General features: G+C 63.3%; 18 protein-coding genes. 4 read left to right on the plus strand and 14 right to left on the minus strand.

The features are described from left to right. Positions 1–12 precede the first annotated feature (12 nt). From NKL06_RS30845 to NKL06_RS30855, 3 genes are all read right to left on the minus strand, one after another. Positions 13–1,167 (minus strand): ABC transporter permease, encoded by a 1,155-nt coding sequence (locus tag NKL06_RS30845; protein WP_023682179.1) that lies wholly within the window; start codon positions 1,165–1,167, stop codon positions 13–15. Then, positions 1,164–2,042, minus strand: a complete 879-nt coding sequence (locus NKL06_RS30850; protein ID WP_023690837.1) for an ABC transporter permease — start codon at positions 2,040–2,042, stop codon at positions 1,164–1,166. The genes NKL06_RS30845 and NKL06_RS30850 overlap by 4 nt, the downstream gene beginning before the upstream one ends. Before the next feature lie 330 nt (positions 2,043–2,372). Then, positions 2,373–3,164, minus strand: a complete 792-nt coding sequence (locus tag NKL06_RS30855) for an ABC transporter ATP-binding protein (RefSeq protein WP_023687997.1) — start codon at positions 3,162–3,164, stop codon at positions 2,373–2,375. 110 nt (positions 3,165–3,274) lie between these two features. Between NKL06_RS30855 and NKL06_RS30860 the strand changes: the two genes are divergently transcribed. Further along, positions 3,275–3,679 (plus strand): cupin domain-containing protein, encoded by a 405-nt coding sequence (locus NKL06_RS30860; protein ID WP_031207984.1) that lies wholly within the window; start codon positions 3,275–3,277, stop codon positions 3,677–3,679. A 17-nt stretch (positions 3,680–3,696) separates the two neighbouring features. Here the strand turns inward: NKL06_RS30860 and NKL06_RS30865 are convergent, their stop codons facing one another. The 6 genes from NKL06_RS30865 to aptA all read right to left on the minus strand — a co-directional run bounded on the left by NKL06_RS30865 (position 3,697) and on the right by aptA (position 9,126). Beyond that, on the minus strand, positions 3,697–4,080 hold the full coding sequence (locus NKL06_RS30865) for a hypothetical protein (protein WP_031194883.1): 384 nt from the start codon (positions 4,078–4,080) through the stop codon (positions 3,697–3,699). 16 nt (positions 4,081–4,096) lie between these two features. Beyond that, positions 4,097–4,474, minus strand: a complete 378-nt coding sequence (locus NKL06_RS30870) for a hypothetical protein (RefSeq protein WP_023690833.1) — start codon at positions 4,472–4,474, stop codon at positions 4,097–4,099. Continuing rightward, on the minus strand, positions 4,471–5,922 hold the full coding sequence (gene hydA, locus NKL06_RS30875; RefSeq protein ID WP_023682186.1) for a dihydropyrimidinase: 1,452 nt from the start codon (positions 5,920–5,922) through the stop codon (positions 4,471–4,473). The genes NKL06_RS30870 and hydA overlap by 4 nt, the downstream gene beginning before the upstream one ends. 62 nt (positions 5,923–5,984) lie before the next feature. After that, positions 5,985–7,235 carry a Zn-dependent hydrolase gene (locus tag NKL06_RS30880; protein WP_023690832.1) on the minus strand — a complete coding sequence of 417 codons (1,251 nt, stop codon included), beginning with the start codon at positions 7,233–7,235 and terminating at the stop codon, positions 5,985–5,987. 3 nt (positions 7,236–7,238) lie between these two features. Continuing rightward, complete coding sequence (locus NKL06_RS30885) at positions 7,239–7,685, minus strand: endonuclease domain-containing protein (RefSeq protein ID WP_023690831.1); 447 nt, start codon at positions 7,683–7,685, stop codon at positions 7,239–7,241. A 112-nt stretch (positions 7,686–7,797) separates the two neighbouring features. Beyond that, positions 7,798–9,126: an omega-aminotransferase AptA gene (gene aptA / locus NKL06_RS30890; protein WP_023687994.1), complete on the minus strand. Its 1,329-nt coding sequence runs from the start codon at positions 9,124–9,126 to the stop codon at positions 7,798–7,800. Positions 9,127–9,381: 255 nt separating this feature from the next. Here aptA and NKL06_RS30895 point away from each other — a divergent pair, with 255 nt between their 5' ends. After that, complete coding sequence (locus tag NKL06_RS30895) at positions 9,382–10,011, plus strand: TetR family transcriptional regulator C-terminal domain-containing protein (protein ID WP_023668211.1); 630 nt, start codon at positions 9,382–9,384, stop codon at positions 10,009–10,011. Between the two features lie 9 nt (positions 10,012–10,020). On the opposite strand, the gene NKL06_RS30900 is transcribed toward NKL06_RS30895, so the two are convergent. Next, complete coding sequence (locus NKL06_RS30900) at positions 10,021–10,893, minus strand: helix-turn-helix transcriptional regulator (protein WP_023668210.1); 873 nt, start codon at positions 10,891–10,893, stop codon at positions 10,021–10,023. A 99-nt stretch (positions 10,894–10,992) separates the two neighbouring features. On the opposite strand from NKL06_RS30900, the gene NKL06_RS30905 reads away from it, so the two are divergent. Further along, on the plus strand, positions 10,993–11,832 hold the full coding sequence (locus NKL06_RS30905) for an SDR family oxidoreductase (protein ID WP_023690830.1): 840 nt from the start codon (positions 10,993–10,995) through the stop codon (positions 11,830–11,832). Continuing rightward, positions 11,829–12,551, plus strand: a complete 723-nt coding sequence (locus NKL06_RS30910; protein ID WP_023690829.1) for an SDR family oxidoreductase — start codon at positions 11,829–11,831, stop codon at positions 12,549–12,551. The genes NKL06_RS30905 and NKL06_RS30910 overlap by 4 nt, the downstream gene beginning before the upstream one ends. 3 nt (positions 12,552–12,554) lie before the next feature. On the opposite strand, the gene NKL06_RS30915 is transcribed toward NKL06_RS30910, so the two are convergent. The 4 genes from NKL06_RS30915 to preA all read right to left on the minus strand — a co-directional run bounded on the left by NKL06_RS30915 (position 12,555) and on the right by preA (position 15,435). Further along, positions 12,555–12,932, minus strand: a complete 378-nt coding sequence (locus tag NKL06_RS30915; RefSeq protein ID WP_023690828.1) for a DoxX family protein — start codon at positions 12,930–12,932, stop codon at positions 12,555–12,557. 76 nt (positions 12,933–13,008) lie between these two features. Beyond that, complete coding sequence (locus NKL06_RS30920; RefSeq protein ID WP_023690827.1) at positions 13,009–13,467, minus strand: carboxymuconolactone decarboxylase family protein; 459 nt, start codon at positions 13,465–13,467, stop codon at positions 13,009–13,011. A gap of 26 nt (positions 13,468–13,493) precedes the next feature. Continuing rightward, positions 13,494–14,012: an RrF2 family transcriptional regulator gene (locus tag NKL06_RS30925; RefSeq protein ID WP_023690826.1), complete on the minus strand. Its 519-nt coding sequence runs from the start codon at positions 14,010–14,012 to the stop codon at positions 13,494–13,496. A 109-nt stretch (positions 14,013–14,121) separates the two neighbouring features. After that, positions 14,122–15,435: an NAD-dependent dihydropyrimidine dehydrogenase subunit PreA gene (preA, locus tag NKL06_RS30930; RefSeq protein WP_023690825.1), complete on the minus strand. Its 1,314-nt coding sequence runs from the start codon at positions 15,433–15,435 to the stop codon at positions 14,122–14,124. Positions 15,436–15,440 lie beyond the last annotated feature (5 nt).

A 15,440-nucleotide genomic window follows, 5' to 3' on the forward strand; every position in this document is an offset into this window, starting at 1 on the left:
GAACCCACCGCCCTATCCACCACGGACAGAGGGATGCCAAAACGTGACGGCTCTCTCGACGAGAGCGACCACGCCATAAAAGACCGAACCCGCCAGTGCTGCAACTGCGATTTCGGCCCAGACCATGTCGATGTTCATCCGCCCGACCTCGGTCGAGATGCGAAAGCCCATGCCGACCACAGGCGTGCCGAAGAACTCGGCGACGATGGCGCCGATCAGCGCCAGCGTCGAGTTGATCTTGAGCGCGTTGAAGATGAAGGGCGCTGCCGCCGGCAGTCTGAGCTTCAAGAGTGTTGGCCAGTAGCCCGACGCATACGTGCGCATCAAATCGCGCTCCATATGGCCGGAGGCGGCAAGACCGGCAACCGTGTTCACCAGCATTGGGAAGAAGGTCATGATGATGACGACCGCGGCCTTGGACGGCCAGTCGAAGCCGAACCACATCACCATGATCGGCGCCACACCGATGATCGGCAGCGCCGAGACCATATTGCCGATCGGCAGCAGACCGCGGCGCAGGAACGGCACGCGGTCGGCCGCAATCGCCACCAGGAAGCCGGCGCCGCTGCCGATGACATAACCGAAGATCACCGCCTTGAAGATGGTCTGCCTGATATCGGCGCCGAGCACCGGCAGGGAACTGGCGATGCGCACACCGATGGCGCTCGGCGGCGGCAAAAGGATGAAGGGAATGCCGGCGCCACGCGTCACCGCTTCCCATATGATCAGGATCCAGGCGCCGAAGATCGCCGGGATGATGAGGCGCAGCGCCATCCGCGCCCCTTTTGCCATCGGGCGAAGCCCCGACAGCACCGCCACACAGCGCCAGGCCAGCAGCCAGGCAGCGGCGAGCAGCAGGAAATAAGGCGCCAATGCCGTGCCTTCGAAACCTGTAATGCCCGAGATCAGCATCCAGGCGACGAGATGAGCGCCGATGAACAGCACCGCAGCCTCGGCCAGCGGCGAAATTCTGATCATCGAGATCAGCCCTGCCAGCACGGCCAGGCCGATCATCGGGGTCTTTATCCCGAAATAGGGGTAGTCGAAGCTTGCTGTCGGGTCTGCAAGGGCGGCCGCTTCCGGCTTCGACATCGCACCGAGCGCGACGGCGACGAGGCACAGCGCAATGGCCAGCACGGCTTGCCAGGAGGGCTTCAGCCAGTTCATGCCGGCCTCCCGCCCATCGCGCGGTCAACGAGGCGCCCGGCTATGCCGACCACCATGACCAGAAGGGCCGCCACCACCGAGCCCGCCACAAGGGCGGACCAGATGTCGATGGACTGGCTGTAATAGGCGCCTGCCAAAAGCTTGGCGCCGATGCCGGCGACAGCACCGGTCGGCAGTTCGCCGACAATGGCGCCGACCAGGCTCGCCGCCACCGCCACCTTCATCGAGGTGAACAGGAACGGCACCGAGGCCGGCACCCGCAGCTTCCAGAAGGTCTGCGAGACACTGGCATTGTAGGTGTGCATCAGGTCGAGATGCATGAGTTCGGGCGAGCGCAGGCCCTTCACCATGCCAACCGTCACCGGGAAGAACGACAGGTAGGTCGAGATCATCGCCTTTGGGATCAGACCGCTGATGCCGATCGCCCCCAGCACGACGATGATCATCGGCGCCACCGCCAGAATGGGAATCGTCTGGGAGGCGATGATCCACGGCATCAGGCTGCGGTCGAGCGTCGCCACATGCACGATGCCAACCGCGATGACGATGCCGAGCGCCGTGCCGAAGGCAAAGCCGAGCAACGTCGACGACAGGGTCACCCAGGCATTGTAGACGAGGCTTCGGCTCGATGTGATGGGCCGCAGGAAGGTGTTCTCGAAGAAGTTCACCGCCACCTGATGCGGCGCCGGCAGCGTCGGCTTGGGCTGCGACAGCGTCTTGCCGATGAATTCGACGGTGTCGTGGGTTTCCCCGGCGCGCCGGTCGAGGTCGCGCTGGAAGGGCGCGTTTAGGATGACGGCGAAGACATACCAGAGCACCACCACGCCCAGGAGGATGGAGGTCACGGGGATGAATTTTTCGCGGAAGGTGTCCATCAGGCGCGCTCCCCTTCTCCTCTCCCCGCCGGGAAGAGGGTGGCCGGAGCGAAGCGGAGGCCGACCACCTCCGCGTTCGTCATCCTAGGGCGGAGCGACGCGAAGCGTCGTGCAGACCCTAGGATCCATTCCGTGACGTTGGCCGAGGGGTATAAGCGGTTGAGAATGTTCGCCTTCGCGGGCGCAGCGGCGTGTGCACCGTTTTGCACCGTTGCGGACCGTATAGGTAACGGTATGGATCCTAGGGTCTGCGCCGCGTCGCTTCGCTCCTTGCTTCGCCCTAGGATGACGAAGGCGTGGCGGCGACGTCCGCACTCATTCGCTACCCCCTCAATCATCATAGCTGTGCCCTGCCCTCAAGCCATCGCGTACCCTGGCCGCGATCGCCAAAAATTCCGGCGTCTCGCGGATGTCCAGTGGCCGCTCCTTTGGCAGCGTCGATTCGATGATGTCGGTAACCCGACCTGGGCGCGGCGACATGACGACGATGCGCGTCGACAGATACACCGCCTCGGGGATGGAATGGGTGACGAAGCAGATCGTCTTGTTGGTGCGCGCCCACAATTCCAGAAGCTGTTCATTGAGATGATCGCGCACGATCTCGTCCAGCGCGCCGAAGGGCTCGTCCATCAGCAACAGGTCGGCGTCGAAGGCGAGCGCGCGGGCGATCGAAGCGCGCTGCTGCATGCCGCCGGAAAGCTGCCAGGGGTATTTCTTCTCGAAGCCGGAGAGGTTGACGAGCTCCATCGTGCGCTTGATGCGCTCGGCCTGCTCCGCTCTCGAAAGGCCGATGATCTCCAGCGGCAGCGCCACGTTACGCTCGATCGTGCGCCACGGGAAAAGGGCTGCCGCCTGGAAGACGTAGCCATAAGCGCGTTTCTCGCGCGCCTGTTCCGGCGTCATGCCGTTGACCGAGATCGTGCCCGATGTCGGTTTTTCCAGATCGGCGATGACGCGCAGCAAGGTGGTCTTGCCGCAGCCCGATGGGCCGATGAAGGAGACGAACTCGCCCTTGCCGATGGTCAGGTCGACATTGGAGAGCGCCTCTACCGGACCGTCATTGGTCTGAAAGGTAAGGCCAAGTCTGCTTGCCGAGACGACGGCTGGCGATTGTCCCGTCATCGCTTGCTGCCTGCCTCTCGCAGCCGCCCAGGATGAAATGCCGTTGCATTCGCGTTGATGTTGCTTTCCACTCGTCCAATCCCACCCAATCGACGCCCGGAGCCTTGCCGATGTCGCCCAAACCCACTTGTCACCTTATCCGTCCTGAAAGCACTTATGAAGGCAAGCAGGGACTGACCTATTTTGCCGGCATTGCAGCCGAGACGGTCGGCTCGTCCGGCATCTGCATGCATCTGCTCACCCTGCCGCCTGGCGCCCGCGCCGAGGCGCATCTGCATGAAAGCCATGAGACGGCGATCTATGTGCTCTCGGGCGAGGTCCACACATGGTATGGCGACAGGCTCGAGAACCACATCGTCGTCAAGGCCGGCGACCTCTTCTACATCCCGGCCGGCGTACCGCATCTGCCGGCCAATCTGAGCAACGCCCCGTCCTCGGCCGTCATCGCCCGCACCGATCCCAATGAACAGGAAAGCGTCGTCCTGTTGCCGGAACTGGATGCGCTGGTGGCCTGACGCTGACGGGACTGCCGTCATTTGCACCGCGCCACTTCGCCCATGACATTGCCGTCGTCGTCGGCGACCGTCAGCTTCTTGGCGTTCTTGGCGCTGCGCTTGATGGTGAATTTGGTCGGCTCCTGTCCTTCTTCGCCTTCCGCCTCGCATGTTGCCGTCACCACCAGCGACCCATCAGCCTGCGCCTGCTTGTCCGTGAAGGTGCAGGCGCTGGCGGCGGTGACCAATGCCTCGTCGGTCAAAAGCAGCATCCGATCGGCGGCGACTTCCTGGCCGTTGCGGTTGATGCAGCCATATTTGTCCCCATAGGGTTTCGTCAGGTCGATGCCTGCCGCAAGGGCCTGACCCGCAGCCAGAACGACTACCATCGCAACAGACGGCCCCAAACCGCGCGCGCTCATTCCCCCAGCTCCAACGTCACGAACACGGTTGCAACGGCCCCATTTCTTCAAGACAGGGAATGGTCACGAAGAACCCACCCTCGCCCTTGTTGGTGACCACAACGGTTTCAGCCGTCGTCCCCGCCTCGCCTTCGGCGGAACAGGTCGCATCAAGCGATTGCGTGCCCGGCGCCCACGTCAATTGCTGCGCGAACCGGCAGCCGCTGCCATAGGTCTCGATGCCTTCGGCGGTCAGCACGATATAATCGTCCCGGCCCTGAAAACCGGCCTTTGCAAAGACACAGCCGGCATCGTTGCCCCAGGAGCCGGCCAGCCTCTCGGCCCCTGTTGCCGGACCAGCGACCACCATCGCCACGACCAGTGAAATGAGCGCCCCCGGGCTCCGCAACGTCAAACGCCTGTCGCCGGAATGCCGGTGCGTTCCACCTTGCGCGGCGCGGTAATGTCCTTCCAGGTCGACAGAGCCCGGTTGACCGCCGCGTTCGGCTCGCGGGCGACGAATTCGCCATGGCCGGGCTTGGCCTTGACCTCCGCTTCCTCGACCGACAATTCGCCGCGCGAAAAGACGAAGCGCGGCAGGCCGGTCACCTCAAAACCTTCGAAGACGTTGTAGTCGATCACCGATTGCTGCTTCTTCGAGGTGATGGTCTTCTTGGCGCTGGGGTCCCACACCACGATGTCGGCGTCCGCGCCTTCGACGATGGCGCCTTTCCTAGGATACATGTTGAGGATCTTGGCGATGTTGGTCGAAGTCACCGCGACGAACTCGTTCATCGTCAGCCGCCCGGTGTTGACGCCCGTCGTCCACAGCACGGGCAAGCGGTCTTCAAGCCCGCCGGTGCCGTTCGGGATCTTGGTGAAATCGCCGACGCCATTGCGCTTCTGCTTGGTGGTGAAGGCGCAGTGGTCGGTCGCCACCACCTGCAGCGATCCCGCCTGCAGGCCGGCCCACAGCGAATCCTGGTGCAGCTTGTTGCGGAAGGGCGGGCTCATGACGCGGCGCGCCGCATGGTCCCAATCCTTATCGAAATACTCGCTTTCATCCAGCGTCAGATGCTGGATCAGCGGCTCGCCGAAAACCCGCATGCCCTTCTGGCGGGCGCGGCGGATGGCTTCGTGGCTCTGCTCGCAGGACACATGCACGACATAGAGCGGCACGCCGGCCATGTCGGCGATCATGATGGCGCGGTTGGTCGCCTCGCCTTCCACTTCCGGCGGCCGCGAATAGGCGTGTCCCTCGGGACCATTATTGCCGGCAGCGAGCAGCTTTTGCGACAGCGCCGCAACCACGTCGCCATTCTCGGCATGAACGAGCGGCAGCGCGCCGAGATCGGCGCAGCGCTGGAACGACGCGTACATCTCGTCGTCGTCCACCATCAGCGCGCCCTTGTAGGCCATGAAATGCTTGAACGAGGTAATGCCCCTGTCGACGACGGTGGCCATCTCGTCGAACACCTGCTTGCCCCACCAGGTGATCGCCATGTGGAAGGAGTAGTCGCAGGCAGCCTTCGAGGTCTTGTTGTCCCACATCTGCAACGCTTCCAGCAGCGATTGCTGCGGCGCCGGCAGGCAGAAATCGACCACCATCGTGGTGCCACCGGAAAGGGCCGCACGCGTCCCGGACTCGAAATCGTCGGCCGAATAGGTGCCCATGAACGGCATTTCGAGATGGGTGTGCGGATCGATGCCGCCCGGCATGACGTAACAGCCGCTGGCGTCGAACTCATGGTCGCCATGCAGGTTCGAGCCAATGGCGACGATCTTGCCGTGCTGCATCAGCACATCGGCCTTCCAGGTGCGGTCGGCGGTGACGATGGTGCCGTTTCGGATGACTTTGGTCATTGTCGTGTTCCCTTGTTCTCTTCGCGCTTCTTGTGAGCGTCGTTTTGAATACAGATCTTAGTTCACGCCACGATCCCCGCTGTCTCTACCACCGCATGGAACAGCACGTCGGCGCCGGCGCCGGCCCATTCCTTGGTGATTTCCTCAGCCTCGTTGTGTGACAACCCGTCAACGCAGGGGCACATCACCATGGCGGTCGGCGCAACGCGGTTGATCCAGCAGGCGTCGTGGCCGGCGCCGGAGACGATGTTGCGGTGGGAATAGCCGAGCCGATCGGCGGCGTCGCGGATCGCCTTGACGCAGCCGGCATCGAAGGTGACCGGATCGAAAGCGCCGACCTGCTCGACCTTGTACTGGATGTCGAGCGCCTCACAGATTGTGTCGATGCCTTCGCGTATGCGCCCATCCATCGCGTCCAGCACTTCCTTCTCGGGCGAGCGGATGTCGATGGTGAAGACGGTGCGCCCGGCGATGATGTTGCGCGAGTTCGGAAACACCTCCATGTGGCCGACCGCGCCGACGGCGTCGGGCTGGTAGTCCATGGCGATCTCGTGCACCAGTTCGATGACCCGAGCCATGCCGAGCCCGGCATTACGGCGCTTGGGCATCGGGGTCGAGCCGGTATGCGCCTCCTTGCCGGTCAGCGTTACCTGCAGCCATTTCAGGCCCTGGCCGTGGGTGACGACGCCAATGTCGATGCCTTCGTCCTCGAGGATCGGCCCCTGCTCGATATGCAGTTCGAAGAAGGCGTGGATCTTGCGATCACCGACTTTCTCGGTGCCTTTCCAGCCGATGCGCTCCAGCTCCTCGCCAAATTTCCTGCCCTGTTTATCAGTGTGCTGATACACGTCCGCCTGATCGAGCACACCGGCGAACACGCCGGACGCCATCATAGCCGGGGCAAAGCGCGAGCCTTCCTCATTGGTCCAGTTGGTAACGACGATCGGATGCCTGGTCTGGATGCCGAGATCGTTAAGCGAGCGAATAATCTCCAGCCCGCCGAGCACGCCGAGCACGCCGTCATATTTGCCGCCGGTCGGCTGCGTGTCGAGATGGCTGCCGACATAAACCGGCGGCAGGCTGGGATCAGCGCCTTCCCGGCGGGCAAACATGGTGCCCATTTCGTCGAGCCCCATTTCGAGCCCGGCCGCCTCGCACCAGCGCTTGAACAGATGCCGTCCCTCGCCGTCCTCGTCGGTCACGGTCTGGCGATTGTTGCCGCCGGCAATACCGGGGCCGATCTTCGCCATCTCCATGATGGAATCCCACAAACGGTCTGAATTGATTCGCAGATTCTCGCCCGGGGCGGCCATGCTCTAAAACCTCATCGGTTGCGGGGCGGCGGCGTCCCCCTCCCCCTCGAGGGGAGGGTGGCCGCGAAGCGGTCGGGTGGGGTCGCCCGCGACGCGCGCGACCTTCTCTTTGACCACCTGCGCGACGTGCCAAGCGCTGTTTATGACATCGGGCTCGTCAACACGGAAGACTTCAAATCCGAGCGATCGCAGATAAGCATCGCGAACGGCATCGTGCCGCCTACCCCTGTCGTGTTCGTGCATGTCGCCATCGACCTCAACGATCAGCTTCACCGCCAAGCAGGCAAAATCCACGATGTACGGGCCAATCGGGCACTGACGGCGAAACTTGATGCCGGCTGATTTCAGGTCCCGCAGTTCATACCACAGCAGCGATTCTCCCTTGGTCGCGTGAATTCGAAGCGCTCGCGCCTTTTGGCGCATTTCGAAGCTCACGCGGGTACGGGGCATCAGGAGCGGCCTCGGAACAAAAGAGCAGGTCGGCGTCCGGTCGCACCGACCCCACCCGACCGCTTCGCGGCCACCCTCCCCTCGAGGGGGAGGGCTATCCGCGCCCGGTTTGTCAATCGATCGCCCTCAGCACTTCTCTGACATGGTCGATCAATTCGTTGATCTGGCCCTTGGTGATGATCAGTGGCGGCGACAGCGCGATGATGTCGCCGGTGGTGCGGATCAGCGCGCCGCGCTCGAACGCCTTGACGAAGGCCGAGAAGGCCCGCTTGGTCGGGCTGCCGGCGATCGGCGCCAGTTCGATCGCGCCGATCAGGCCGATATTCCGGATGTCGATGACATGCGGCTCGCCCTTCAGCGAATGCAGCGCATCTTCCCAGTACGGCGCCAGTTCCTCGCCACGGGTGAGCAGGCCCTCTTCCTTGTAGGTGTCGAGCGTGCCGAGTGCGGCGGCACAGGCGATCGGATTGCCCGAATAGGTGTAGCCGTGGAAGAACTCGATCATGTGCTCGGGGCCGGTCATGAAGGCGTCGTGGATTTCCTTCTTCACGAAAACCGCGCCCATCGGGATGACGCCGTTGGAGACGCCCTTGGCGGTGGTCATGATGTCGGGCGTGACGCCGAAATAATCCGCTGCGAACGGCGCGCCGAGACGGCCGAAACCGGTGATAACCTCGTCGAAGATCAAGAGGATGCCGTGCTTGGTGCAGATTTCGCGCAGTTTCTGCAGATAGCCCTTCGGCGGCAGGATGACGCCGGTGGAGCCGGCGACCGGTTCGACGATGACGGCGGCGATGGTCGAGGCGTCATGCAGGGCAACGATGCGCTCCAGCTCGTTGGCGAGTTCCGCGCCATATTCCGGCACGCCCTTGGAGAAGGCGTTCTTTTCCGGCAGATGCGTGTGCGGCATGTGGTCGACGCCGCCGAGCAGCGTGCCGAACATCTTGCGGTTGGTGACGATGCCGCCGACCGAGATACCGCCGAAATTGACGCCGTGATAGCCGCGTTCGCGGCCGATCAGGCGGGTGCGCGCGCCCTCGCCCTTCACACGGTGATAGGCGATCGCCATCTTCAGCGCCGTTTCGACCGATTCCGAACCGGAATTGGTGAAGAAGACATGGTCCATGCCCTTGGGCGCGAGATCGACCAGGCGGTTGGCCAGCTCGAACACGATGGGGTGGCCCATCTGGAAGGCCGGCGCATAGTCGAGTTCGGCCGCCTGGTGCTGGATCGCCTCGGTGATCTTGGGACGGCAATGGCCGGCATTGACGCACCAGAGGCCGGCGGTGCCGTCGAGCACCTTGCGGCCGTCGCTGGTGGTGTAGTGCATGTCCTTGGCGGACACGAACATGCGCGGCGCCTGTTTGAACTGCCGGTTTGCCGTGAACGGCATCCAGAATGCGCTGAGATCGTTCGGCGTGACTTTCAGCCGGTTGGACATGACCAAGACTTCCCCTTGTAACCTGTTTCGGTGCGGCTAACGCTTGGTCTTTCCAAAGCTTGGTCTTTGCTGCGTTTTCATGCTACGCAAATTTTTGACCGATTGGACAAACGTTAGCACCGCCCTGTCGGCGGTCAAGGGATTACTAGCGGAAATGCGGCCTGCGAAGTGCGCTCCACGGGTAAGAGAAAAACTGGTCCAGAGAATTGGTCCAGATGAACCCTGCGGCCAAGGCTTGCAGGGGTGAGCGGCGCCATGGAAGGCTCAGCCCCTCGCCGCACCCGCATCCAGCAGGAAAAGCGCGAACTGATCCTGGAGGCAGCCCTCGAAGTCTTCTCCGCCAACGGCTTTCGCGGTTCGACCATCGACCAGATCGCCGAGGCCGCCGGGATGTCGAAGCCGAACCTGCTCTACTATTTCCGCCGCAAGGAAGACATCCACGAAACGCTGATGGAGCGGCTGCTGGCGACGTGGCTGGCGCCGCTACGTGAACTCGACGACATCGGCGACCCCCTGACCGAGCTCAGGAGCTACATCCGGCGCAAGCTCGAAATGGCGCGTGATTTTCCCAGGGAAAGCCGGCTGTTCGCCAACGAGATCCTGCAAGGCGCGCCGCGCATCATGCCGCTGCTGGCGGGTGAGCTGAAAACGCTGGTCGACGAGAAGGCCAACGTCATCAAGGGCTGGATGCGCGCAGGAAAAATCGCCCGCACCGATCCCTGGCACCTGATCTTTTCGATCTGGGCGACGACGCAGCACTATGCCGATTTCGATGTCCAGGTCCGCGCGGTGCTTGGGCCCGATCGCGGCGGCGACGGCCGCTTCGAGGATGCGGCGCGGTTTCTGGAGCAGTTGTTCATTGATGGGCTGAAGCCGAAGGGCTGACCTTGGGCGTCAGGCGCTGCGGCGCTCCGCCGACATCGCCTCAAGCAAATTCTGCAGCTTCTCGATCGAATTCTGTTCGGCCAGCGGCGTGTAGACGATCAGCTTCATGTCCGAGCCGTCGTCGATCGACAGGCTCATATGCTCGAACGTCATGGCGCCGGCGCTCGGATGTCGGACATGTTTCACCCCCGACAATCGGCGTGCCACGTCGCGTTGCGGCCACCAGTCGCGAAACTCCGGACTTGAGCGCGTCATAAGCACGATCAGCCGCTCGAAATCCGCATCGCCCACATAGCGGGCGCTTTCCGCCCGGAACGAGGCCAGCACGGTGCGCGCCAATTGCTCCCAGTCAACCAGCAGGCGCCGGTGATGCGGATTGGTGAACACCATGTGGACGATGTTGCGGGCGTCGCCCTCTAGCAGGCCATAATCACCGAACACCGCTACCGCCGCCGGATTCCAGGCCAGCACATCCCAGCGCCGCCCGACGACATAGGCCGGCTGCAGCACCAGGCTCTCCAGCATATGCATTAGCGGGCCATCGACCTTTTCCGGCGCAGCCACGCGGTTCTCCGGTTGCTGGCGGCCTGCCAGGATGAACAGATGCCGCCTTTCAACGGCGTCGAGGCGCAGCGCTTCGCTGAGCGCCGCTAGCACCTCCACCGAGGGTCTGACCTCGCGCCCCTGCTCTAGCCATGTGTACCAGGTGGTGCCGACGCCGGCGATCATCGCCACTTCCTCGCGACGCAAGCCTGGCGTGCGTCTCCGCAGGCCGGTCGCGATGCCGGTGGCGGACGGCGTCAATCTTTCGCGGCGCGAGCGCAGGAAGGCGCCAAGCTCGCGCCGGCGGCTGTCTTCAGCGGAGTGCGTGGGGGCATCCATGAGAGCTATTATAGCAGTATTGATACCAGGATAAAGTTTGAACTGTTTGGGCTGGGTCAGGCGCCCCATCTTCCATCCAGAGAGATGGAGGCTCTGAATATGGATCTGAAAGACAAGACAATCCTCATCACCGGTTCGACCGACGGCGTCGGCCGTGTCGTCGCGCAAAGGCTGGGCGCCGGCGGCGCGCGCGTGCTGGTGCATGGCCGTGACGCGGCTCGCGGCAAGGCAACCGTCGCAGAAATCGAATCCGCCGGCGGCAAGGCCGAGTTCCTCGCCGCGGACCTCGCCTCGCTAGCCGAGGTCCGCCGCCTCGCCGAGGCCGTACGCGCAAAAACCGACCGGCTCGACATCCTCATCAACAATGCCGGCATCGGCACGGCCGGCGCCAAGCGACAGCTCAGCGCCGACGGCTTCGAACTGCGCTTTGCGGTCAACTATCTCGCCGGTTTCCTGCTGACCTCGGAACTGCTGCCGCTGCTCAAGGCGAGTTCGCCGGCGCGCATCATCAACGTCGCCTCGGCCGGCCAGCAGGCGATCGATTTCGGCGATGTCATGCTGACACGTTCCTATGACGGCGTGCGCGCCTATTGCCAGAGCAAGCTGGCGCAGATCCTGTTCACCATCGACCTCGCCGGAGAGTTGAAAGGCAGCGGCGTCACCGTCAACGCTCTGCATCCGGCGAGCTACATGAACACCACCATGGTCCGCCAGGCCGGCGTGACGCCATGGAGCTCGGTCGAGACCGGCGCCGACGCCATTCTCAACCTCGCGACATCGCCCGCGCTGGAGGGCCGCAGCGGCCTCTATTTCGACGGCCGAAGGGAGGCCCGCGCCGACGCACAAGCCTATGACGCCAAGGCCAGACAGCAATTGCGAACCCTGAGCCTCGACCTCGTCGGCCAGGCTTCCCCAAAATCGAAGGAACAGCATTCATGACCGGCAAGATCGAACACACGGTCGTCATCGGCGGCTCATCCGGCATCGGCCTGGCAACGGCGCGAAAACTGCTAGGCCCAGGCATGAAGGTGACCATCACCGGACGAAACCAGGACAAGCTCACCAGCGCTTGGAAGAGCCTCGGCGGCGCCGCCGAGAAAGCTGCCTTCGATGCTTCGAAGCCGGACGAAGTCCGCCAGTTCTTTGGGGAACTCGGACCGTTCGATCACCTCGTGCTGGCTGCCAGCGGCGGCAAGGGACTTGGGCCGTTCGAAACCCTCGACCTCTCAGACATCGCCGGCGGCGTCGACGAGAAAGTCCGGCCGCAGCTGTCCTGCCTGCAGGCAGCCTTGCCGACGCTCAACAGATCGGGATCGGTCACTTTCATCTCGGCGGTGTCGGCACAATTGTCGGTGCCCGGCGTGGCCGGCATCGCCGCCGTCAACGGCATGTTGTTGACGGTGGTGCCGATCCTGGCGGTCGAACTGAAGCCTCTGCGCGTCAACGTCGTGGCGCCCGGCGTCATCGACACGCCATGGTGGGATTTTCTGGCCGAAGACCAGCGGCAGGCGGTGTTCAGCGAATATGCCGGCAAAACCCCGGTGGGCAGGATCGGCCGCGCCGAAGACGTCGCCGGCGCAATCGCCTTTCTCGTCTCCAACGGCTTCATGACCGGCCAGGTGCTGACCTGCGATGGCGGTTTGCGCTACGCGGCGTAGTCGCTAAAGCGACTGCGCAATCAGCGTCAGGAATCCGCCGGCCAGCGCAACATTGCCGACAAAGCCATTGATGCGCGAGGCCCGGTCCGGGCCCTGATGGTCCCAGAAATTGTGGAACATCGGCGTCGCGACAATGAGAAACAGCACCAGCACAGCACTGGCGATCGCGGTCCACAGGCCGGCCATCACCAGCGCGCCGGCAATGGTCTGCAGGACGATGCCGGCCCACAACGCCAATCTCGCCTGCGGCACGCCGCGCGCGGCCATCAGCCCGGTCAGGAACGCCTCGTTTTGAACATTGCGCAGTCCCGCGACAACGAAGGCGCCGCCAAGCAACAGGCGGCCGAGAAACAACAGGGTCGAAGGCAAATCGACAGGCATGAAATCTTCCCCGTACTTAAGCATGAAACAGGTGGAGCGCCGCCCTTTCCACGGCGCTCCATGACTAACCGGACGGTCAGGCTGCTTTGGCAGCCGGCATCGGGTGAATGGCGTGGAACGGGATGCAGAGCCGGTTCCAGGTGTTGATCATGCCGATCGCGACCGACAGCTTGACCAGTTCCTCTTCCGAGAAGTGCTCTAGCGTGCGGGCATAGAGTTCGTCCGAAACGCCATTGTTGGCGATCAGGGTCGTTGCCTCGGTCCAAGCAAGGGCCGCGCGTTCGCGTTCGGAAAACAGCGGCGATTCCTGCCAGGCCGAAACCAGATAGAGCCGTGTCTCGGTTTCGCCATCGCGCCTCGCCTCGCGGCTATGCATCTCGACGCAGTAGGAGCAGCCATTGATCTGCGAGGCGCGGAGCTTGATCAAATGCAGCAGGCTCACTTCAAGCCCGCATTCGTCGACCGCCTTGTTGAGCGCTGACACCGCCTTCATGATTTCCGGCGCCTTGGCAAAGAATTGCAGTCTCTGTTTCATCGTCTTTCCTTTCTGTCTGGCGGGGGTTAACTTTGCTTGGCTGCAGCGGGTTTCTGCGGCCGCTGATGGCGCGCGACAAAGGCACAGCTGGCGGCAAACGATCGCGGATCGCCTTCGGCCTTGTAGTCAGCCAGGATGTCGGACAACCGGGTTTCCGCGAGGGCCGCGCGATAGGCGCGCTCGGCCTTCAGCATCGCGGCATTGATGCCGCACGGCTTCACATAGGCCGAAGCATCGATCTTGACCGGGCCGCGCTGGCGGATCTCGCCGCAGCGGAAGGCCGGCTCGCGACCCTCGACCGCAAGCACGATATCGAGCAGCGTGATGCGCTCGGCCGGACGCGCCAGCCGGTAGCCGCCCGCCGGTCCCGGCACCGATTCCAGGATGCGCGCAGCCGTCAGCTGGTTCAGATGTTTCAGCAGATAGCTCGGCGACAGGCCGAAGGACTCTGCCAAGGCAGCACCCGGCATCGTGCTGTTGCCCTCCACGCTGGCCAGTGTGGCCGCGCAATGGATGGCCGCTTCTACACCTTCGCCCAGCTTCACGATGTTGCGCTCCTATTCATGGATATCTTTTATCCTAGATAGATTTTATCTGCAATAGTAAAATGAAAAACGGCGCTCGAAAGCGCCGCTTTTTTCTTCGACCCGTTCCTTACTCTGCGGCCACCTTGGCCATCGGGTTGTTCGGGTGCGTCGTCCAGTTGGCATAGACCGGCGACACCGGCTTGCCGGTGCGCTGGTCCATGACGCCGGCGGCCAGCGGCTCCATGGTGATGCAGTTCTCGACCGGGCAGACATTGACGCACAGATTGCAGCCGACGCATTCGGCCTCGATCACCTCGAAATGCCTGACGCCGTCGACCATGTTGGTGATTGCCTGGTGCGAAGTGTCCTCGCAGGCGATGTGGCAGCGGCCGCATTTGATGCAGGCGTCCTGGTCGATATGCGCCTTGGCGATGTAATTGAGGTTGAGATACTGCCAGTCGGTGACGTTGGGCGTGGCGCGGCCGACAATGTCGTTGAGCGAGGCGTGGCCTTTCTCGTCCATCCAGTTTTCGAGACCGGCGATCATCTCCTGCACGATCTTGAAGCCGTAAGTCATCGCCGCCGTGCACACCTGCACATTGCCGGCGCCGAGCGCCATGAATTCAGCCGCATCGCGCCAGGTGGTGATGCCGCCAATGCCGGAGATCGGCAGGCCGTGCGTTTCCGGATCGCGGGCGATCTCGGCCACCATGTTCATGGCAATCGGCTTCACCGCCGGGCCGCAATAGCCGCCATGCGAGCCCTTGCCGTCGATGGTCGGCTGCGGCGCGAAACTGTCGAGGTCGACGCCGGTGATCGAGTTGATGGTGTTGATCAGCGACACCGCGTCGGTGCCGCCGGAGAGTGCGGCGCGCGCCGGCTTGCGCACATCGGTGATATTCGGTGTCAGCTTGGTGATGACAGGCATGCGGGTGTTGGCCTTGCACCAGCGCACCACCATTTCGATGTATTCCGGCACCTGGCCGACAGCCGCGCCCATGCCGCGTTCCGACATGCCGTGCGGGCAGCCGAAATTGAGCTCGATGCCGTCGGCTTCGGTCTCCTCGACCACCGGCAGGATCGCCTTCCAGCTTTCCTCGACGCATGGCACCATCAGTGAGACGACGATGGCGCGGTCGGGCCAGTCCTTCTTGACCTGCTTGATCTCGCGCAGATTTACCTGCAAATCGCGGTCGGTGATCAGCTCGATATTGTTGAGGCCGAGCAGGCGCCGGTCCGCCCCCCAGATCGCGCCATAACGCGGGCCGTTGACGTTGACCACCGGCGGACCTTCTTCGCCCAGCGTCTTCCACACGACGCCGCCCCAGCCCGCCTTGAAGGCGCGGATGACATTGTAGGCCTTGTCGGTCGGCGGCGCCGAAGCCAGCCAGAACGGATTGGGCGATTTGATGCCGACGAAATTGTTGCGGATGTCTGCCATGACAG

The sequence above is a fragment of the Mesorhizobium sp. C268A genome, from assembly GCF_040324475.1.
In the GTDB taxonomy this organism is placed as follows: domain Bacteria; phylum Pseudomonadota; class Alphaproteobacteria; order Rhizobiales; family Rhizobiaceae; genus Mesorhizobium.